The following is a 20,541-nucleotide window of genomic DNA, read 5'->3' as shown; positions in this document are numbered from 1 at the left end:
TTTATTAATTTTTTCAATACTAAAGATTATTTTTATATATTTTATTAATATCTTATAATGCTGTTAAAATCAAATTTGTAAGTTTGTACGAAGGAACACATTGAAAATACTAATGGATAATTTATTTTCAGCTACAAGTATAGATAACTTATTTGGCACTCTTGTTGCCATAATAGGGGTGGGGGTTTTTCTATATAGTTACTTTTACATGAAGAGCTATTCTTCTCGAGTTAAAACTGTTTTTTATACATCCCTTACTCTTTTTACTATTTCAATGTTTGGAATTATATATTCCGCAAACCTATTACTACTTTATTTATTTTGGGAAATGACAAGTGTTACTTCGTTCTTCTTGATTGGACTTAAGAATGAAGACTCACAAGTTAAGGAGAAGGCGAAGTGGGCCCTCTATACTACTGTTGGAGGTGGACTCTTTCTTTTGGCCGGAATAATGATGACTTCTCAAATAGGGATGGAATCGGGTTTAACATTTTTTGAATCTCTTCACTTACCAACGTTATTTAAGGTTACAAACTTTCATCAACATGAATATTTTAACTTATCACTTTTTGCAATATTTATAGGAATTGCTTCAAAGTCTGCTCTCTTCCCATTCTCTTATTGGCTACCACTGGCCATGGCCGGTCCTACTCCTGTAAGTAGTTTTCTACACTCTGCGACTATGGTAAAGGCCGGTTTGCTATTAGGTGTTAAAATATTTCCATTATTTTCTCAAAGTATTCTATGGCAAGACCTATTTGTTTATTCAGGTGTCATTACTGTTTTATATGGTGGATTTCAATGCCTTTTACAGGGTAATTTTAAGACCATGTTGGCATACTCAACTATTTGTATCCTCGGTATGCTAGCTATTCTACTTGGACTTGCTAGTGATTACTCTATGATAAGTTTTGTCTTACTTGTAGTTGCGCATGCTTTTTATAAAGCTGGCCTATTCCAATTTGTCGGCTATTTTGCAAAAGCTTACAATACAATGGAGCGTGAAGATCTTATTAATAGTGAGAATAAAAGTATCCTACCATTCATTATTGCTCTTTTATGTGCCATGAGTATGGTTGGGTTTCCTTTGAGTATCGGTTTTTATGCTAAAGAGTTTATTTATACAACGAGTATTAAATCTGAACTTTTATGGATTGTTACTCCGACTTTCTTTCTAGGTAATCTCTTTATGGGAATTCAAGCAATTAATCTCTTGCGAGTTACTTGGCCTAGAAAGCGTGTCGACAAAGAAAGATCAATTCATGCTAAAGGTTATAAAAGCTTACTGATCTCACCATTATTATATTCAGTGATGGCCTTACTAGTTGCGATCGCTCCTAATTTATTTGGTTTAGGTAGTATTTCAGATGGTGTTTTAATTGATACTGGCCTTTTCAACGACAATACATATATTAAGTTATGGCATGGGTTTGAATATCCTTACAATATTGTTCTTATCTTAAGTCTTATAACAATTCTAGGAAGTATTTCAGGAAGCTTTATCCTCGATAAGTACTTTGTAAGTTTTGATGGCCTATCTCGAAAGTATTCTGAATTTAGTCCATGGCCAAAGCTTGTAAAAGCTCTTCATTATACACTTGATATATTCAAAAAGATGAACTCTCTTATGGTAAATGGAGACTTTGCTCACTATATAAGATGTACGGTTGGATTCCTTGCAATACTTACTATAAGTACTCAATTTGGAATATCAAATATAAGTATCCCTGAGATAGACCTTACACTTTCTAAGGCTTTATGTTTAGCTGGTGTTCTAGGAGGTCTTATTTTTGCATACTTAAGTCGTTCTGATATTAAAGCAATCCTTTACTTTGTTATATCAGGTTTCTTCTTAGTCGTATTCTTTGGTTATCATAGTGCCGCTGATGTGAGTATGACACAGCTAATGGTTGAAACACTTTCTCTCTTCTTTGTTTTCTTTTTGATAAAGGCTGTACCGATTAATGGAGATAATTATAGGCGAAATATAAAACTCAACAATTTCATCGTAGCATTACTTTTTGGTTTATCTCTATGGTTATTTGCAATAGCAAATCGCATGAAGTTTGATTTGAGTGCGAGTCGATACTTTTTTGAAAACTCAAAGATTCTTGCAAAAGGGGAGAATGTCGTAAACGTTATCTTAGTGGATTATCGAGCGATGGATACTTTTGGAGAAGTTCTAGTTGTTGCTATCGCAATCATTGGTGTTTTAGCGATCTTCTCAAAGCGAGGTAAACGTGAATGAATCTTTAATTCGAGGAAGTTTTAAAGTCGTTTGTCCACTTTTAGGAATACTTTCGTTTATCTTTCTTTTAAGAGGACATGATCTTCCTGGTGGAGGTTTTATTGGTGGGCTACTTATGTCTTTAGCTTTGATTCTTCACATCATTGCCCGAAGTGAATCAAGAACTAAGATGTGGTTGAACGATAATTACTCTTCAATCGTTGCCATTTGCATTCTATTACTAGTTCTTGTCTTTATCTCACCAATGTTTATTGGTAAGTCCGGTTTAAGTGCTATATGGACTAAGATACCTTTTCCTATTGCTGGAAAAGTAAGTTCGGTTCTACTCTTTGATTCAATTGTTTTTGCAATTGTTTCTACTAGTACAACAATGGCCTATGTGAAATTTGTCGACTTTTCAAAGAGGAATAAACAATAAGATGACATTTATAGTTGGTTGTATATTCATTGTAGTAGGTTTACTTTTCTTGTTAAAGAATACATGGGTAAATTGTATCTTTGCTATTATTACTTTAGGAAATGGTGCAAACCTTATTATATTTTCTATCGGTAATGTTTTGGCCCATGGCTATCCTTTTAACGGTGAAGGGGAGGCATTCTCTACTGTACGTTTTGCTGATCCATTGACTCAAGCACTTGTCTTAACAGCAATCGTTATTTCATTTGCAACTCTTTGTTTTGTGATCTCTGTAGTAAAGAAAATTAATGATGTTCGCAAAGAAGAGGAGGCACAATAATGATAGATAATATTTTTATTATATTATTAATGTTACCAATGATCTCGGCATCATTATCTCTTTTATTTAAAAGATCAGATAAATTACGAACTATATTTACTAATATATTCTCATTAATTTATTTCGCATTAGCAGGATACTTTCTCTTCTCTTTTCAAGAGTCTTCTACATTTGTTGCTGGTAGTTGGGAGAGTGGAATAGGTATCAGTCTTAGTTATGATCTCTTTTCTGGAGTGATGATTTTTGTAATTGGGGCCATCTATTTCACTGGTGCATTATATGCTTATCCTGGTGTGACAGTAGAAAGAAATAAGGTCTATCACTTTCTTTATAATACTCTTTTTTTAGGATTAACTGGTGCATTTCTTACTAGAGATCTTTTTAACTTATTTGTATGGTTTGAAATTACTTTAATGAGTAGCTATGTTCTCGTCGTTCTTGATGGGAATACGAAGAGACTTAAAAGTGGTTTTAAGTATATTATTCTTAATTTCTTAAGTGGTCTGATCTTTCTTATTTCTATCGCTTTCATTTATAAGTTTACTAAAACTTTAGACTTTCAGGTTCTAAACGAAAGACTATCACTTTTATATACTAATGATCCTGGATTAGTACGATCTCTTGCGATCTCCCTATTTGGAGCATTTGCTATTAAGTCTGCTTTTTTTCCTCTATTTTTCTGGTTACCGGAGAGTTACCCGAAGTTATCACCTGGTTTAAGTGGCGTGTTGGCCGGTCTGCTTACTAAGCTTGGGCTATATGCAATGATGAGAATCTTTGGCCAGGTCTTTCCTGCAGATTTACAATTATTTTGGATCATTCTTATTTTATCAATTCTTACTCTTTTGATTGGGGTATGGTGCGCAGTTGTTCAAAATAAATTAAGAGAAATTTTAAGTTATCATATTATAAGCCAGGTCGGTTTTATAGGTGTAGGTGTGAGTTTCAGTATTCATCCTAATATTGCAATTAAGAATCTCGCATTGGCCTGTGCTCTTTTTTACATTTTTCACCATATTATAGTTAAGACAAATCTCTTTTTTGTTTCTGGATTGGTAAAGAATTTTGCTGCATCAGAGAAAATATCAAAACTAGGAGGACTCTTTAAAGCATCTCCATTGATATCAATTCTCTTTATGATTCCAGCGGCGAGTCTAATTGGAATCCCACCATTTTCTGGTTTCTGGGCAAAGTTAGGACTATTTAAGATCGCTGTGGAAAGTAGGCTCGTATGGATAATTTTACCAATGATCATAGGGAGCTTTTTTACTCTCTATAGTATGGTCAAGATATGGAGCGGGGTTTTCTGGGGTGAAGAACAAGAGTCAATTGATACTCTTTCAAGATCATCAATTATACGATCTTATATTTCTTGTTTTTTACTTTGTTTATTCACTTTAGTCATAAGTTTTAACCCTCTTCTAATTTTTCGCTTAGCAAGAGATGTCGCAAAACTAGGGCTAGGTTATTAACGGGGTATTTATGAAGTTATGGTATATATTACAATTCGTTGTACTCTATCTTTGGGACTTGTCCTTAGGAGCATTAAGAGTAGCTCAGGACGTCATTACGCCTAAAGACTTATCTTCACCTGGGATAATAAAGTTTCCTTTAGAGGTTAAGACTGATTTTGAAATAGCGTTGCTATCAAATCTTATTACATTCTCACCGGGAACAATGGTTATTGATTTGGCTCCAGATAATTCATATTTATATATTCACATGATGTTTTTAGAAAATGAAGAAGATGCCATTAAAGAGTTTAAAGAACAAATTGAAAGTCGAGTTCTAAGGATTTTACGATGAGTATACTAATGATGATCTCAACTGGTATTATCATTCTAACCTGCTTATTGCTTGTTTTTGAAGCTGTAAAAGAAAGGGATGTGCTTGTTAAAGTATTAGCTTTTGACTTGATTGGTGTAACCGGTGTTAGTCTTTTTCTTATGCTTTATACAAATAATAGAAATCCTTTCTTCTTAAATATTGCCCAGTTAATAGCAATTGTTGGATTTGTGACAGCACTTGTTTTTGCATTTTACTTATCTGAAATGAGTAAGGGGGATAAATGATACAGCTTATAGGAGAAATTTTAATTTTTTTAGGCTCTATATTTGTATTCCTTGCAGTAGTGGGATTTATTAAGATGCCAGACTTTTATATGAAGTTACAAGCTGCTAGTAAAGCGTCTGCTTTTGGTGCTGCTCTTGTTCTGATTGGTTCAAGTTTAATTATTCCAGACTTAAATTTTGTAATTACAAACTTTACACTCTTTATTTTCTTATTAATTACAACGCCAATTGCAACACATGCCTTGGCGTATGCGAAGAAAAAAAGAATGAGTAATGGAGAAAGCGAGGCTTAGCCTCGCTCTTAGTATGACTCTTTAACGAATCTTTTGAATACTTCTTTGTGTTTTGCGAGATTAAAATCTGCTGCTACAGATACGCGTACAATATAGTCTTTGTCACTTTCCTTAGTTGTTCCTTGAGTTGATGTGGCAGGAACAGTCCAGTAACAACCTTTTAGTTGTCCATAACTCACACAGTGCTTGCTTTCTTCCGGAATAGCGTCAATCATCATACGGATTAACTTGTGATTTAGTTCTCGTTTATGCTCTTCGTTGCGCGCTGGTAGATCGAGAGAGAAGACAGAGGGAGTAAAAGTTGCATCTGCTAATTCATGTGAAACAAAGTTGATCTTTGCTTTTGGTAGTATCTCTTGAATATAGTCTACAAAGCCACGAGTGTTGGCATATGCCTTTGCAATTCTTTCGTTCATACTAGGCATTTCACGAGTTAAAATTTGAAGTTGTAAATCAGTTGCTTCGTTGTCACATAATCGTAGATGATTTTCAACGTAACTCATATACTCTGCAGCACTGTCACTTGCAACAGCATATCCTGCAGTACAAAGACCTCCACTTGGAAACTTTGATCCACTAACATATGAAATTACTTTTACATCATTTAGATAGCCGTGATCACCAAAGAATTTAACATTTGGACAAAATGTTTGGTCGAGATTAAAAACAGCGCCAACTGCAGTGGCCCCATCATTAGTGAACCTTGGCTTCTTTAAAGTTTCTCGAAGTTTTATTAAATCAGGTATTTCAACTCGAGGGTTTGTGGGAATTTCCCCAATAATAAAAGGGACAGCATCAGCGTGTGCTACATCTGTTAAAATTCTCTCAAGCTCAGTAACCATATCTTTTCCACTATCTACAGGAAGATCAATGATTTCAACATTGTCGATACAAGCAGCAACACGTCTTGCTTGATCATTGGTACCTCCGTAACAATTTGGAGGAACGATAAACTTGATGTCTTTTCCAGGGTGTTTATTATTAGCAAAGTGGACTTGTCCCATCATGATGGCATATTGAGCTGATAGGCCACAATTACTAAAGGCCACTTGTGTATTTGAACTTGTAATTTCTTGTATTGTTTTTGTAAGATCTGACGTGTCTGTTTTTGTTATGCCGCGGCCAGCTTCACCTAAAATACCTTTGATTGCTGTTAGGCAATTTTGCGGAGTCATAGCAATTGATTCTCGACGTCTTACATGTTGAATCTCTTTAATATAATCAATATTATTATCATTTACTGAAATGACACTTCCGAGGTTATCAAAAAGCGTTACATTTATATCGGCCTTTTCACTACCATTGATCACTATAGTAGTACCATCAAAGTCTTTTTCAAGTTCTTGTGTTTGAATAAAGTCATATTGATAAACACTACTGAAAAGTTCTGAAATAGGCTTTTCACTTACGATTTGGGTTTTCTTTCCTAAAAATTTATTTGCTCTCAGTACTGCAAGGATTGGCATGCTTTGAGAAGAGAATGAAATAACACTTTCTGGATTTAAATTCGATGCCTTGGCGATGGCCCATTCGAGAATACATGAAAGAGGATGGCCTAAGCGAATATAGTCGTAAGCTGTTGGTAATCTTTCTAACTCTTGATTTTCAAAGTTTGTAATCTCTTCAAGCTTTTGAAGAAACTCAACCTTTGCTAGTGACTCATTGTAAATATCGAGTCTATGTGTTGTTAAGCGTAGCCAATCTGAAGGCATATTTTCGATAATTTGCGCTAATTTATCCTTGATTGTCTTATCCATGAGTATGACTCCTTAAATTATATCAACTTTGATGGACCAGTTTACGTTAAAAATATCGATATGTCGGCCTTGTGAAGAAGATTTTATGTATCTTAAAGGGTTAGTGGGATTCGTTGCGTTAGCTAAGATTATTATAGTTCATAATTATAATGGACTTAGTTAATTTTCTTACTTATTTGTTCTGTGATTTCAACGTTTTAGGTGACTTTTATGAAACTTGAGTCATGTTATAATGAATTTAAATAGGGATTATTATGAGTTTAAGAAATAGAGGATTTACTTTAGTTGAAATAATGGTTGCGGCAGGCTTAATCGGCATCCTCGCTTTAGCATTAATGCGAATGACCAGTACAAGCATGAAAACCATGAAGACAGCAAGTTCAACTAGTGAAATTAATCAAATTGTAGGGGAGATGAGGTCAATGTTAGCTACTCCCACTGCTTGTGAGAATAGTTTTCAAGGTCTTAATGCTAATGATTCAGGTCCTATCTCACAATTAAGAAATGATACTAATGAAGACCGTTACATTTTAAATAAGAAGTATAATGGTGTGACGATAGAGTCAATTAGACTTAGTTCAGCAGCTAGTGAAGTTAGTGTAAACTCGGGCTCAACTGGTGAGACCCATCTTGTTATTCAATTCAATAAGGGAAAGAATACTTATAGCGAAGAGCTTGTGAAGAAGATTAAGCTATGGGTACAGGTTGACCCTTCAGATGCTATTATTGATTGTCGTACATTGAGTGATGGCGAGAGTACTATCTTTTCAAGAAGTGCCACAGATCCAAATGATATTTATTATAATGCAGGAAATGTTGGTATCGGGACAAATTCACCTGTTACAAAACTTGATGTTAACGGTGGTATTAAAATTGGAAATCAATCAACCTGCAATGCTTCTGTTGAAGGAACAATGAAGTATAATAGTAGCGATAAGGCCATGGAGTTCTGTGATGGGACGCAATGGAAAAAGGTTGGTGGAACTCCGACTTGTAAGGTTCTTGAAAAAAATCTACCACCAACTCATTCATGTGGTGGAGGTTATTGTGCTATTCAAACTGTAAACTGTGAAGAAGGATGGGTTCGAACAGGTGGTGGTTGTAGTAATAGCTGGTATGATGGCCATCGTATTGTAAAAGACTATCCAGTGGGAAGTGATGGTTGGAGATGTGTTGCACAGCCCGATAGCCGTATGACCCAAGGGAAAGTTTTTGTAATTTGTTGTCAGTAAAAACTTAGAAGGGGACTTGCCCCTTCTAAAATATATATCTTCCTGTTATTCCAAAGCTTCGTGGCGCCTCTCTTTGAGTATAGAGTTCATCTTGCCAAGTCGGAGGCATATTCGCAAAATAGAATCCACGTAAAGAATAATTTTCGTCAAATACATTCTTGCTCCAAATAGAAATATCTAGACTTTCATTTCTGTATCCAATCTTTGCATCTACTAATTGATATGGACGTGATTTTAAATCGTGTGAGTTTGAAAAATAGAAGTCATCGGATGCAAAGAAGTTTCCTCCAATATAAGCTCCTGACTTAAATTTATACTCAAAATTTAGGTTTATTTGATAGTTTGGGGCATGTGGCATTTGTCGGCCATTTAGGTTTCTTGTTCCGATATTGTAATTACGATATCTCGTGTTTAAAAGTCCAATTGACCATAGTGCATTGAATCCAAGTTCTTGTTTATAACTTGCTTCAAGTTCTGCTCCGTAGTTAATTCCGCTTGTTGCATTATCTGTATAAAAAGTGAATGAGCTTGGGTCCATTGGATCATCTTGAAAAGAAGTCTTAACTTGTGCGTCTTCTCTATACATAAAAAAGAGTGTTGTACTTAGTGAGATGCGGGAGTCATCTAATTTGGCTTTTTGTCCAACTTCTAAAGAGTAGAGAGATTCTGGCTTAAACTCCTTACGATTCTGTGGCACTGCTGATTGAGTATTAATACCTCCTGGCTTATAACCTTTAGCTATCTTTAGATAAGCAAGCTCTCCCAATAGGTCTTTTTTAGAGATTGAAATATTAAAACCATACATGAGATCTTCAGTATGAATATTTGAATTTGATCCACTATTATTTTCTTTGTAATCGACCTTTCGGAATTCTCCTCTAAGGCCGTATTCAAGAGATAGCTTCTTATTTAAATCATGAATTCTTTGAGCATATACAGAAGCTAATTCAGTTCCAATATCTCCTTGAATATTCTTCCTTTCATTTCCATCTTCGTATCCAACTTCTTTAAAGTCTTCATCTGATGACTTTATATAGATGCCAAAAGTACTTTGATTACTTATATTAAAACGTTGATCAAGCGAGAAGTCTTCGCGACTTCTTGGGAACTTTATATTGTAATCGTAGTCAGCATTATAACCTGGAAGAGAATTCCAATATGGATTATTGCCCCAGTCTTCATCATAGCTATAAAATGAGTCGTTCTTTATATGGGTAAATATTGTGGTACTCATTAAGTTTGCATTAAACTCTTTTTCAAATTTTAGGTATTGAGAGAAAGTTTCACTCTTATCTTTTCCTGGTTTATCAGATTTAGTGGTGTAGGAATTATCCTGTGTAAAAGCATCGTAGCCATTATTCTTATCGAAATAATGAAGCCCGAGGGTTAAAGTCGAGTCATAGAAATCATGTCTAAGGCTTGCTCTTAAAGCAAGTTCATCTTGTCCATTTGTATCTGTGCGATTGAGATACTCATTTTTCATAAAGCCATCACTATCTCTTTTATTAAAGGAGATGGACATCCCTGTATTTGTAGAAAGCATACCGGTGTAACTTAATGCTTCTTCAAAGGTATTAAACGACTCATATGATAGATAGGTTTTAGTCTTAGAGATTGATGTTGGGTCTTGAGATTTTAAATGAATCATCCCGGCCATTGCAGAAGGTCCAAAGTCTGTTGCCTGAGGCCCACGAAATACTTCAATTTGTGATAAACCATTAAGATTAGTAACACCAGATATTCCTGTGTAGTCGACTTCGTCTACCATTACTCCCACTGAATAATTGGAAATTGCTTCATACGCAGATCTTTCCCCAATTCCTCGAATTTGGAAAAAGCTTGAACGAGAACTTCCATTTGCTGTATTTAGATTTGGTATTATCTTGAAGGCTTCACTCATATCTGTACTTAAAGACTTCTGTATGTCCTTAGCTTGACGAACAGAAGTACTATTACTATCGCTATAATAGTCTTTTTCTATAAGTGTTCCATAAATGTAGATGGCATCATTCTTTGTTTGGGCAGTTGTGATTAGTGAAAATAGCACTACGAACAGTAGTCTCATCTGTGTCTCCTTACGCCAGCATTACCTGGATCAAGTTAGAAGGTTTTACGGCCATATCCCGTTATTCTCAGCCACATTTTGGTGTAGCTCCCTTGTGTAAATTTTCTAATGAATACAATATTGATTTTGAATATGCAAATCATTCATGGCCAAAGTTGTAAGCAAAGTGTTAGGTTTGGCCATGGATAAGACAATAGAGTTAGTAGCGTATGATGATTTTTGGTTGAAGGTTTTTGCAAAGGAAGAGGCTGCTCTTGCAAAACTTTTAAGAAATAACTTCATTGGTTGTGAGCATATAGGATCAACTGCGATGCCTAATGTTTTGGCCCGTCCTACTTTAGATATTCTGTGTGTTGTTCATACCCTTGATGGGATTGAATTATTCCGTAATGAATTTATGGCCCATGGCTTCTCTTTAGTTTCCAATGAATCTCAGCAATTTGTATTTGAGCGAAAGGCTCCAGAAGGTGATCGCGTTCTAACAAATGTTAAGATTTTAAAGAAAGGTGATGAAAGGATTAATGATATTCTAGACTTTAGAGACTATCTTAATGCTGAGCCTATGATTGCCACTGAGTATAAGAATGCTAAGCTTAATCTCGTGGAAAATCACTCTAATGACCTCGCTCTTTATGAGGGTATGAAACAAAGATTTATTGAGGCCGTCCTTTCAAAGATTCGCTAATTTTCATTGTATTTGTAATCAAGAAATTTTGGTCTTTTCCGATAAGTTTGCTATGCTTAGAGGTAAGATGTCGAAATTATTTATTAGTTTAATTTTATTGAGTAGTCTCTATGGCTGTAACCAAACCCAACATGTAATTGGGCGTGTTGAGGCATCATCAGAAATGATGATTGCAAGTCCACTTCGCCATGCAAATATTGTTAAAAAAGGTGAGGTTAAAAGAGGACAGGGACTATATCTGGCCTTAAAAAGTATTGATATCGATAATAAGCAGGCCTTGAAATTAATCAATCAGCTAAGAGATGAAGTTGAGTTTTCAAAGCTTAAAGTGGGTGATCGTCTCGAAGCAACCTATGATGAATTTAATAATCTTATTAAATTTTCTTTTTCTCAAAATGAATATGAAACACATGTCGTAACTCTTAATGAAAATTCTGGAAAATGGGATTATTCATTAGAGGAGTTGGAAACATATTGGCAACCTCGAATGATTGAGGGACAGCTTAAAACAGGATCAACTCTACAAGATGATCTTCTTGCATTAGGTCTTGAAAGATCAGTTGTAAATGAAGTGGTAAATGTTCTTCTATGCAAAGTGAACTTTAGAATGCACGCTCGAGCAGGAGATCGTTATAAAGTTCTTTTAAGTGAAAGAAAACACGATAAAAAAACTGTTCAAACAAAAGTTCTCTTTACATCTTATAGTGGAATCAAGGCCGGCAGCCATGATGCTTATTTCTATGAAGATAAAGAGAAAAGTTCCACTTATACAGCTCATTACACTCCAGATGGACAGGCCCTTATAAATGCTGGCCTAAGATACCCTTTACCGAGATTACATATTCGTTCAAGTTATGGATGGAGAATGCATCCTGTAACTGGAAGAAGAGCAATGCATCGAGGTATTGACCTAAGGGGACGTACTGGTGAAAGAGTTCATGCAGTGGCCGCAGGAAAGGTCATTATGTCGACTTATAATAAGTATGCAGGAAATAAGATCGCAATTCGCCATCGTGACGGTTCAACTTCTTATTACTATCACCTCAACCGACGAAGTGTTGGAGTTGGTGCCTGGGTTAGGTCTCATCAAGTAATTGGTACTGTTGGAGCAACTGGTCGAGTCACAGGACCTCATCTTCATTTTGGATTTAAAGATCGACGTGGTCGATGGATGAATCCTTTAAATAAACGAATGATTGCAACACCTAAGCTAAAAGGTGAGCGTTTGGCAAATCTTCATACACAAGTCCAAAAGATAAAAGGAACAATTGCTGATCTAGAAATTAGTAAAGATTCAAAGTATCTTGTTGCTAACTTAGATAAGATTAAGCGTTTTCCTAGTGCAATTGATCGCTTTGACTTTCTTCAAGAAGAAAACTAATCAATCCATTTAGGGAATAGACCAAGTTTATTATGTAAGTAGTAATCATGAGTAGGGATAATGATAAAGCCTCTGTCTTGCATCTTCTTTATCTCATCGATCTTTTTTCGAGTTAATTCTTTATCTGTATCAACGAGAATTGATGATATTGCGGCTTTATTTTGTATTGGCCTTAGCTGCCTCGTCGTCCAAATTGCATCACCAACAAAGAAATACTTCTTATCCTTAGAGTTTAGTATAAGTCCAAGTGAGCCATGTGTATGACCAAATAGAGGAACAAAGATTAAAGTTCCATCACCAAAATAGTCATAATGCTTTTTAAAGTTTAAATAGGACTCTTCTTTCCATTGAAAACTTTGTGTTTTGACGTCTTTAAATTGAGTGGGAAAGGTTCTATTTGCAACGGGGTGTTTTACTTCATGCTCTTCTTCTTTACTAATAATTACTTTTGCATTTGGAAAATCTCGAAGTCCACTCGCATGATCCCAATGAGCATGGGAGAGAATAATACTTTCAATAGTGTATTTATTATTAAGTTGTTTTTTTATAGACTGCTCTTTCTTATAAGCAAAAAGAGGCTTGGCCCACCAAGACATATCATTTTTGAATTGATAGTCGACCTCTTCTCCAAGCCCAGTTTCAAATAGAATTGTCTTTCCTTGATGTTGAATAAGAAATCCTGCATGATTTACCATCATTGTTTTAAATAGGCTTCCTTCTTCATAGATAAGTCCTTCAAGGGACTTTGCGGTTCCTGTCTTTATTATTGAAAAGCGTGGATATTCTTCGTTTGCATAGAGATTAATCATGAGGAAAATTGTAATTAATAGTTTCACTTGTATTCCTTTTGTAAGATGATTTACACTAGTATAAACCTTAAACTATACTTTAAGGTCAAGATGAAAGGTTAGCTTATGAAAATTGGTGAATTATCAAAAAAGACAGGTGTCGCAGCTTCTGCCATTCGTTATTATGAAAAGATGGAGCTACTTGTTCCTAGACGTGGTGATAATGGTTATCGGGAGTACCCAATTGAGGCAGTGGAATTATTGAATTTAATCTCACAGGCCAAGGATTTAGGCTTATCTCTTAATGAGATAAAGACTGTTGCAAAAGTTTTGGCCACCAATAATCCTAATGGAAAGTTGAGAAAGCAACTTGAAGATAAGATGCTTGAACTCGATAATCAAATCAAGGTCATTAGGAAGTTTCAAAAGAATATTAGAAATCTTCTGGACTCAAACTGCCCACTTTAAAAAAGAGGAAATACTTATGCCATATATAATCTCTCCATCGATTAAGCTTAACTCAAAAGGTGAGTGGCTTGAGGGAGTCGCTTATGAAAAAGAAAATTTATATAAAATTGAAGAGGGTAAACTTCCTCCAGTGCATTATGATGCACATATCTTAAGGCCCCATAGTTTAACTCATATTGAAACACCAAAACATACACAGAAAGAAGGAAAGTCTACGGACTTCTTTTTTAAAAATAACCCTAATCACTTCTTTGGCCCTTGTATTGTTATAAAGTTTAAAAATGAAGGTTGGAAGGAATTAGGTGATGGGCTTAAGCAAAAGGTCATTCAAGAAGAAGAGATTAGAGAAAAATTAAAAGGCCATAAAAGAATTAGTAAGGTTTTAATTTCGGTTGAAAATGTACAGGAGAATGAATTTGGTTTTCATGAGCCAAAACATGTATTAACTCTTTCACACGAGGCCGCAAGATATTTAACAAGCTTTGAGAGCTTTAATCTCTTTGGTACCTCATGGAAATCATCCGATTTTATGCCAGGCTCAAGTGAGAGGCCAATTCATAATGAAATCTTTAAGAATGCGTTAATTCTCGAAAATATTAACTTAAATGAGGTTCCAGAAGGAGAGTATTTCATTAACTGTTTTCCACTTAATATGGAAGGCTCTTCTGAATCTCCTGTTACAGCAGTACTTTTTGATAAAAATGATCTGTCGTCTTTTATCAATTAATGAATCCTTAGTGCTGCGTCGTGTTGTCTGCGCTTTGTTGAAGTAGAAATCGGTGTACTGACTCAATTATTTATTGTATCCATAGATATTATTTTGTCAGATATAACTAAATTAGGGGCGGTATGAAATCAATAATATTATTAATATCTTTTATTGCTAGTTCTTATACTTTTGCAAATGATAGTCGTTTATTCGAGGATATATTAATTCATCTAGAAGAAAATACCGAAATCATTGAAGATGGAAAAAGCTTTGGCTCTAGAAAGAAAACTTTAGAGAAATTAGAAGATAGAAATCAATATGCTCTTAAGCTACTTGAAGAACTTGAATTACAAGTTAAAAATACGAATGTGGATTTAAGCCTAGAGATCGAATCCTTAAAACACAAACTTAAGAGAAAAGATCAAGTCATTAGAAATACAAAAATTAATCTTACTCAAGAGATAAAAAAACTAGAGGAAGAATTAATGACAAAAGATCATATTATTAAAAATATGAATCAAGATACAACATGTACTTTAAATGTTTTTCGCCAAAGCTTCACTGGTGTTGCAAAAGATAAAGAATCAGCTAAAGCAAAAGCATTAATTATGTGCTCAAAAAAATATGATCTGCAACTACAATGCCTAAGAGGAAAGTTCGAAGGCTGCTAGGTAATTCTAGGCACTTAGCTACTTATTCAAATACTTCTTAATACTTTCACGTAATTGACTATATATCCCTACTTCACATTTACTTTGTGGAGATAGGGAATATTTAACACTGAGTGAAGTGTATACTTTTGTACAATAAAATTTGTATTGTAAGTTTTATACGATCTTTAATTTACGATTTAAGGCCAAAAATAATCATGATACAAAGAGTAAACAAATGGAGATTTATATGAAGCAAAAATTACTAATAGTATCAGTTATCTTTCTTTCACAATTTACGACATATGCAGAAACTACGATCTTCTCAAATAGTGAGGGATGTGTAGTTGAAAAAGAACAAAGAAGAAATGGAGTTATTTTATATCTATCTAAGGGTGATCAACAACAAGTTGTTGGTTTTACTAATGATTATCAACTTGCTGACTTTGTTTATTGTGCAGATGATAAGACTGAAATTAATTATCTTGATGGATCTCTTGGGACAGGCATTATGATTTCTTGTAATGGTCATAGAAATGGTCATGCTGTGACAAGAGGACGTGTTGATATTTCTTTAGATACTGATGGAAACCCAACAGAGGTTAAAATAGATGGTCAAAAGAAGGGCCTATTTACTTGGAAACAAAAAACTTTAATAGAATGTAATAATTTAGTTCAAGAATAATAAATATTTTTCTAAGGCCTTACTTAATCCAATGTAAGGCCTTATCTGGTTTAGCGTAGCTTAACCTACCTATATGCTTCGGCTTTGAGTATGAATCTAGGCCCGATACACAAACTGTCTGAGCTAGATGAATATCAATATGGCCATCATCACATATACAAGATTCTGGTAAGTAGACGTTCTTTATCTCGCCAATAATAAAATGTGTTCCATTCTCTTCGATTTTTATTTCTCTAACAAATTTAACTGAGAACTTAATTTTTGATTCTGCTACAAATGGAGCTTTAAAATTGTCTTTAATTTCTTCAGTCAGTTTACAAGCATTAAACTCACTTACATCTTGTGGATAGCGAGCACTTGTTTGGTGGGCCTTTTCGACTATTTCTTCATTGATATGATTAATTGTGAACTCACCATTTTCACGAATATTATTAAGAGTATCCCTTCTGGATACATCTGGTCTAATGACCATGCCAATAAGAGCAGGGGAAGCGCCTAAGTGAACGACAGAACTTACTACCGATAGGTTTGTTTGACCTTGATTATTTATTGTTCCAATTAGATTCGCTGATTTAAAGCCAGATAAAGAATTAATAACCTTAACTCTTTTTCGATCATCAAATGCTTTAAAATCCTCTTCACTGATTCTTTTTATGTTGTCTTTTACCATGGAAGCTCCTGTGCATCCCAAGATAGAAACTTACCTGTGTCATGACTATCTCGGTTCTCAATTACATTTAGTATATTCGATGCTGTTTCATGTGTCTCGTGAATCTTATAAGTAGTTCTTTTAATAAATGGCTGCGAAAGCTCTGTCTTAGTCGTTCCAGGGTGAACAGCTAAGACAACACATTTCTTTCGCTTTCTTGTAAACTCAATTGCAATAGTTTTAATCAACATATTTAAGGCCGCTTTTGAAGCACGATAACTATACCAACCTCCGATGCGATTATCTTCAATACTTCCCACTTTAGCAGAAATCGTTGCAAAGACACTTGTTACATCGTTATTGAGTTGTTTTTCAAAATGTTTGGCCAGTAATGGTGTAACAATTGAATTAACTCTCATAACCTCAATAAATGCTTCACAGTTAAAGTCCTTAAGAGATTTTTCAGGTAAGATATCATCATTATGAAGCATACCTATACAGTTGATGATGAGATCTAATCCAATATTCTTTTCTTTAATTGAATTTGAAAGGTTACAAATTTCACTCTCTTTAGTTGCATCTATTTGTATGATCTCTAAACGATCTTTGTACTCACTTTGTAAAGATAGGAGCTTTTCAGCATTTTCTCTTTTTCGATAAGTGGCCATAATTCTAGTTTTTGAATTTTTTACTAGTAGGGCATGAACAAGTCCAAAACCAATTCCATGGCCAGCACCTACTATCAATGCGTAATTACAACTGTTAAGCCTGAATGACATAATATGCCCTCGAAAAAATAGAGTTATCTTATATTGTTAGTGTTAGAATAAATGGACAGATGAAAAAAATAAATAAAATTAAAAATAAATTTATCTCCAGACAAATGGGGGTTGCCAAATTGGCCTTGAAAATGGGCAAGGATGTTTGGTCTAAACGTAATGAAGATCTTAAAAATAAGCTAAGTGGTGGGATTGGCCCCCATGTTGAATTAATAGCAAATGAACTTGGTGTAATGAAAGGTTCATTGATGAAAGCTGGGCAACTTCTTTCTACATATGCTGGTGCCTTCTTACCTTCTGAGGCCCAAAAAGTTTTAAAGCAATTAGAGAACCAATCTTATTATTTAGATTGGGAGCAAGTCAAAACTCAAGTTCCTATAGACTTTCTAGATCGTCTGGAAATAGAAGAGGAGCCTATTGCTGCCGCTAGTTTAGGGCAAGTCCATCTGGCTACATATGAAAATGCACGCTATGCCATGAAGATCCAATACAAAGGTGTACGAAAGGCCATTAAGAATGATGTGAAGGCACTTAAGATGTTAATGAAGATCCTTAATGTCATTCCTAAGGAAGTGGATCTTCGTGAAATATATGAAGAAATTGAAGATATGCTCTTTTTAGAAACAAATTATATAGAAGAAGCAAAATCAATTAATAAATTTAGAGAATTATTAAAGGACTATCCTCAATTTAAAGTTCCCGATATTTTAGAAGAATTTTCAAATGAAAAAGTTCTTACCATGGAGTATCTTGATGGCCATAGTTTAAGAGAGTTAGAACATCTAAATCTCTCTCAAGATGACCGAAATGAGTTAGGTCGTGAATTTATGCGTCTTATGTTTCTTGAACTTTTCCACTTTAAAAAAGTACAAACTGACGTTCATATGGGAAATTATATTTTACTTCCTAATAATCAATGGGGACTCATTGACTTTGGAGCATCTAAAACACCCCCTGATAGTTTCTTAAAAGGTTATCAAACTTTAATTATTGCTTGTGCAAATCTAGATCGAAAATTATTCTTCCAAAACTTATATGATATGGATTATCTATCAAAGAATAAGCAAACAAATGAGGACTTTTTTTGGGAGTATGCGAGAATTATAGCTGCCCCTTTTCAGGATGGAGTTTATGACTGGGGGCGCTCAAATGTCGCCGATAAGGTTATGGAGATGGCACCAAGATTAATGAAAGAAGTTGCTGTTGGAAATCCTTCTCGTCACACGATATTCTTAGATCGAAAAATAGGCGGAGTATTCTTTGTTCTTCAAAAGCTAGAAGCATGCTTTGATGTACGGTCTTTGCTAAAAGAAGTTTTAGAAATATCTGGTGAGTCTGATCTTATCAAATAAATAATCTATTTACGATAGAGCTGATTGTAATATTCTTTTATCGTTTCATTAATTGGACGATAATTAACAAGCTCTAACTTTAAGGATTTTGAGTTATCAAAGTATATTTGATGACCAACGTTCTTTTTTACGTACTCTCTTGTGAAATCAACAAATGGGGCAATTAACCACAGTAGAAACTTTGGAAGATGAAAGCGTGGAAATAGTAAACCTCCCACTTCATTTCTTAATATTCTTCCAATATCAAGTAAGTTACAATTTGCTGCGGAAATAATATTTCTTCCGTCAATATGGAAGTTTGTTGCTGCGTTGATATGAGCTTTTGCAACATCTCTTACATCTACGACTGCTAAGTTTATATCTGGACAGCCTAAGGCCATTGTTCCATCACAGAATTGCTTGAATATCTTTTTTGACTCATAACTTGCTTCTGGGTTCACTGCTGGCCCAATAATCCAAGATGGGTTAATTACGACTAAACGCCAACGATTTTGTTTTTCTTCGATATCCCAAGCTTCTTTCTCTGCCATAACTTTAGAATATGAATATGGTGCATGATCTAGCGAAGAGGTGTCATTCCAGTCGGCTTCTGTAAATGTTGGATCTTTTCTGGTACTGGCCTCAATAGTATCTCCGAAAATACTTGCGATACTACTTGTTAAGACAACTCTCTTTACGCTTTCAATTTTATTTACTGTATTGAGAATATTTCTCGTACCCTTCAGTGCGGGTTCAACCAATGTTTTTTGAGGATCTTTTTTTAAGTCATAAAAGAATGGAGAGGCGGTATGAATAACTACTTCACATCCTTTCATGGCCTCTTCATATGAGTTTTCAATCATAAGATCTGATTTAAAGAATTTGATTTTACTGGAGTCTTTAGTAAGACTTCTTAGGTGAGAAGTCTTTAATTCATTTTGTGGGTCTCTAACTGCACAGTGTACAGTAAAGCCATCTTCTAAGAGGTATTTTACAATCCAGCTTGCTAAGTAACCTGTAGCACCAGTTACTAGTATAGGTTTGTCTTTATCAATATGCATAAAATCCCCTTATTATACTTTCTTAATAGGGTATTTATCTGTTTGCTCCCAGTCAAGTTCTTGTTATTAATTGTTATAGGAGTGTTTGAGCTAGATTGATTCTTTCTAGTAAGTTAAAATTGATATCAATACTCAGTATATGAAGGTAGTAAAATGAAGCGATTGTCCCTGATTATTCCTCTTTTTTTATTAATGAATAATTCTAATGCTTTTCAGTTTTTAAAGAGTTCTTCATTGTTGAATAAGCACAATGTAAAAGTATTTACGGGGAAATTAGTTGAAAAAGAAAAATCTTTAATTCTTGAAAGTAAATTTTCTAAACTAGATTCTGATAAAGTTTATCAAGCAACTTACAAAGGTAAGAAAAAGATAAATGCACAGGTGAGTGAGTATTCTTATAAAAACTGTGGTGAAAAGACGAAAGGCGCTCTCTTAAAGATTAACACTTTAGACAGTCGAATGGTCTTTTACAATGTTCCAAAGGGGATGGAGATTAAGTGGAGACGTATTCAGGAAGTTCAACTATTTATGCCTCCACAATGCTTATCTACGATTATAAAATCCCCTCAGGATCAAATACGTTATTTTACGACTGTTGGTGATAAGGATCATTTCTATATGGCAATGATCTTGAAAAATAAGGAGAAACACCTTGAATATGGTCAATACGTCAAAAAGGAAGCCAGCTCTTGTGATAAGAATACAGTCTATTCTAAAGTTTATAATATTGATGGAGATATTGGAGCAGCAAATAATGTAACGAATTTCTTTGGGCTTTTAGAGATAAAATTAAACAACTCTAAGGAAGAGTGGATTATTCTCGATGCTCATGGATATGAAGGTGATGGGATTCTAGCAATTCCATATAAAGACTTTTTAAAAGGTGACTTTAAAAATCAAGATTGGCTAATCTATAACGGCTGTTAATAAGCCTAGGTTGTCATAATGTTA

Annotated in this window: 22 protein-coding genes; 16 read left to right on the top strand and 6 right to left on the bottom strand. The window is 34.6% G+C overall.

Annotation, left to right across the window (positions count from 1 at the left end; translation table 11 throughout):
• The first annotated feature begins 274 nt into the window (after positions 1-274).
• From mbhE to mnhG, 7 genes are read left to right on the top strand one after another with little or no spacing between them, the layout of a single operon-like run.
• A complete protein-coding gene (mbhE, locus tag DAY19_RS08110; RefSeq protein ID WP_158536843.1) occupies positions 275-2,248 on the top strand; it encodes a hydrogen gas-evolving membrane-bound hydrogenase subunit E in 1,974 nt (657 codons plus the stop codon).
• Complete coding sequence (locus DAY19_RS08105) at positions 2,241-2,666, top strand: MnhB domain-containing protein (protein WP_115361214.1); 426 nt, start codon at positions 2,241-2,243, stop codon at positions 2,664-2,666. Before mbhE ends, DAY19_RS08105 begins: the two co-directional genes overlap by 8 nt.
• Position 2,667: 1 nt before the next feature.
• Positions 2,668-2,985, top strand: coding sequence for an NADH-quinone oxidoreductase subunit K (locus DAY19_RS08100; protein ID WP_115361212.1), 318 nt, complete (start codon positions 2,668-2,670; stop codon positions 2,983-2,985).
• Positions 2,985-4,457, top strand: a complete 1,473-nt coding sequence (locus DAY19_RS08095) for a complex I subunit 5 family protein (RefSeq protein ID WP_115361210.1) — start codon at positions 2,985-2,987, stop codon at positions 4,455-4,457. The genes DAY19_RS08100 and DAY19_RS08095 overlap by 1 nt, the downstream gene beginning before the upstream one ends.
• Before the next feature lie 10 nt (positions 4,458-4,467).
• Positions 4,468-4,791 (top strand): Na+/H+ antiporter subunit E, encoded by a 324-nt coding sequence (locus DAY19_RS08090; protein ID WP_115361208.1) that lies wholly within the window; start codon positions 4,468-4,470, stop codon positions 4,789-4,791.
• The gene (locus DAY19_RS08085; protein WP_115361206.1) at positions 4,788-5,057 is read left to right on the top strand and encodes a monovalent cation/H+ antiporter complex subunit F; all 270 of its coding nucleotides are present in this window, start codon (positions 4,788-4,790) and stop codon (positions 5,055-5,057) included. Before DAY19_RS08090 ends, DAY19_RS08085 begins: the two co-directional genes overlap by 4 nt.
• Positions 5,054-5,350, top strand: coding sequence for a monovalent cation/H(+) antiporter subunit G (mnhG, locus tag DAY19_RS08080; RefSeq protein WP_115361204.1), 297 nt, complete (start codon positions 5,054-5,056; stop codon positions 5,348-5,350). Before DAY19_RS08085 ends, mnhG begins: the two co-directional genes overlap by 4 nt.
• An 8-nt stretch (positions 5,351-5,358) precedes the next feature.
• On the opposite strand, the gene DAY19_RS08075 is transcribed toward mnhG, so the two are convergent.
• Positions 5,359-7,107 (bottom strand): PLP-dependent aminotransferase family protein, encoded by a 1,749-nt coding sequence (locus DAY19_RS08075; RefSeq protein WP_115361202.1) that lies wholly within the window; start codon positions 7,105-7,107, stop codon positions 5,359-5,361.
• A gap of 254 nt (positions 7,108-7,361) precedes the next feature.
• Between DAY19_RS08075 and DAY19_RS08070 the strand changes: the two genes are divergently transcribed.
• Positions 7,362-8,339: a type II secretion system protein gene (locus DAY19_RS08070; RefSeq protein WP_115361200.1), complete on the top strand. Its 978-nt coding sequence runs from the start codon at positions 7,362-7,364 to the stop codon at positions 8,337-8,339.
• Positions 8,340-8,364: 25 nt separating this feature from the next.
• Here DAY19_RS08070 and DAY19_RS08065 read toward each other — a convergent pair whose 3' ends face one another.
• Entirely contained in the window at positions 8,365-10,404 is a 2,040-nt protein-coding gene (locus DAY19_RS08065) for a TonB-dependent receptor (RefSeq protein ID WP_115361198.1), read from the bottom strand.
• 181 nt (positions 10,405-10,585) lie between these two features.
• Here DAY19_RS08065 and DAY19_RS08060 point away from each other — a divergent pair, with 181 nt between their 5' ends.
• Both DAY19_RS08060 and DAY19_RS08055 read left to right on the top strand, forming a co-directional pair.
• Entirely contained in the window at positions 10,586-11,089 is a 504-nt protein-coding gene (locus tag DAY19_RS08060; RefSeq protein WP_158536842.1) for a GrpB family protein, read from the top strand.
• Between the two features lie 67 nt (positions 11,090-11,156).
• The gene (locus DAY19_RS08055; protein ID WP_158536841.1) at positions 11,157-12,470 is read left to right on the top strand and encodes a M23 family metallopeptidase; all 1,314 of its coding nucleotides are present in this window, start codon (positions 11,157-11,159) and stop codon (positions 12,468-12,470) included.
• Here DAY19_RS08055 and DAY19_RS08050 read toward each other — a convergent pair.
• On the bottom strand, positions 12,467-13,306 hold the full coding sequence (locus DAY19_RS08050; protein ID WP_115361193.1) for an MBL fold metallo-hydrolase: 840 nt from the start codon (positions 13,304-13,306) through the stop codon (positions 12,467-12,469). The genes DAY19_RS08055 and DAY19_RS08050 overlap by 4 nt on opposite strands.
• 78 nt (positions 13,307-13,384) lie before the next feature.
• On the opposite strand from DAY19_RS08050, the gene DAY19_RS08045 reads away from it, so the two are divergent.
• From DAY19_RS08045 to DAY19_RS08030, 4 genes are all read left to right on the top strand, one after another.
• Positions 13,385-13,726 (top strand): MerR family transcriptional regulator, encoded by a 342-nt coding sequence (locus tag DAY19_RS08045; RefSeq protein ID WP_115361191.1) that lies wholly within the window; start codon positions 13,385-13,387, stop codon positions 13,724-13,726.
• A 16-nt stretch (positions 13,727-13,742) separates the two neighbouring features.
• Positions 13,743-14,453 (top strand): cyclase family protein, encoded by a 711-nt coding sequence (locus DAY19_RS08040; RefSeq protein ID WP_115361189.1) that lies wholly within the window; start codon positions 13,743-13,745, stop codon positions 14,451-14,453.
• Between the two features lie 122 nt (positions 14,454-14,575).
• Positions 14,576-15,106, top strand: coding sequence for a hypothetical protein (locus tag DAY19_RS08035; RefSeq protein WP_115361187.1), 531 nt, complete (start codon positions 14,576-14,578; stop codon positions 15,104-15,106).
• Positions 15,107-15,335: 229 nt separating this feature from the next.
• On the top strand, positions 15,336-15,770 hold the full coding sequence (locus DAY19_RS08030) for a hypothetical protein (protein WP_133296918.1): 435 nt from the start codon (positions 15,336-15,338) through the stop codon (positions 15,768-15,770).
• Positions 15,771-15,789: 19 nt separating this feature from the next.
• Here the strand turns inward: DAY19_RS08030 and DAY19_RS08025 are convergent, their stop codons facing one another.
• Both DAY19_RS08025 and DAY19_RS08020 read right to left on the bottom strand, forming a co-directional pair.
• Positions 15,790-16,440 carry a flavin reductase family protein gene (locus DAY19_RS08025; RefSeq protein ID WP_115361183.1) on the bottom strand — a complete coding sequence of 217 codons (651 nt, stop codon included), beginning with the start codon at positions 16,438-16,440 and terminating at the stop codon, positions 15,790-15,792.
• The gene (locus DAY19_RS08020) at positions 16,434-17,198 is read right to left on the bottom strand and encodes an SDR family NAD(P)-dependent oxidoreductase (protein WP_115361181.1); all 765 of its coding nucleotides are present in this window, start codon (positions 17,196-17,198) and stop codon (positions 16,434-16,436) included. The genes DAY19_RS08025 and DAY19_RS08020 overlap by 7 nt, the downstream gene beginning before the upstream one ends.
• A gap of 59 nt (positions 17,199-17,257) precedes the next feature.
• On the opposite strand from DAY19_RS08020, the gene DAY19_RS08015 reads away from it, so the two are divergent.
• Complete coding sequence (locus DAY19_RS08015; protein ID WP_115361179.1) at positions 17,258-18,550, top strand: ABC1 kinase family protein; 1,293 nt, start codon at positions 17,258-17,260, stop codon at positions 18,548-18,550.
• A gap of 5 nt (positions 18,551-18,555) precedes the next feature.
• Here DAY19_RS08015 and DAY19_RS08010 read toward each other — a convergent pair whose 3' ends face one another.
• Positions 18,556-19,590, bottom strand: a complete 1,035-nt coding sequence (locus DAY19_RS08010; RefSeq protein WP_115361177.1) for an NAD-dependent epimerase/dehydratase family protein — start codon at positions 19,588-19,590, stop codon at positions 18,556-18,558.
• A 234-nt stretch (positions 19,591-19,824) separates the two neighbouring features.
• Between DAY19_RS08010 and DAY19_RS08005 the strand changes: the two genes are divergently transcribed.
• The gene (locus tag DAY19_RS08005; protein WP_133296917.1) at positions 19,825-20,517 is read left to right on the top strand and encodes a hypothetical protein; all 693 of its coding nucleotides are present in this window, start codon (positions 19,825-19,827) and stop codon (positions 20,515-20,517) included.
• The last annotated feature ends 24 nt before the right edge of the window (positions 20,518-20,541 follow it).

The sequence above is a fragment of the Halobacteriovorax vibrionivorans genome (assembly GCF_003346865.1).
Lineage (GTDB): Bacteria > Bdellovibrionota > Bacteriovoracia > Bacteriovoracales > Bacteriovoracaceae > Halobacteriovorax_A > Halobacteriovorax_A vibrionivorans.
Note: the sequence above shows the minus strand (reverse complement) of the source record. Positions and strands in the feature narration are given on the sequence as shown.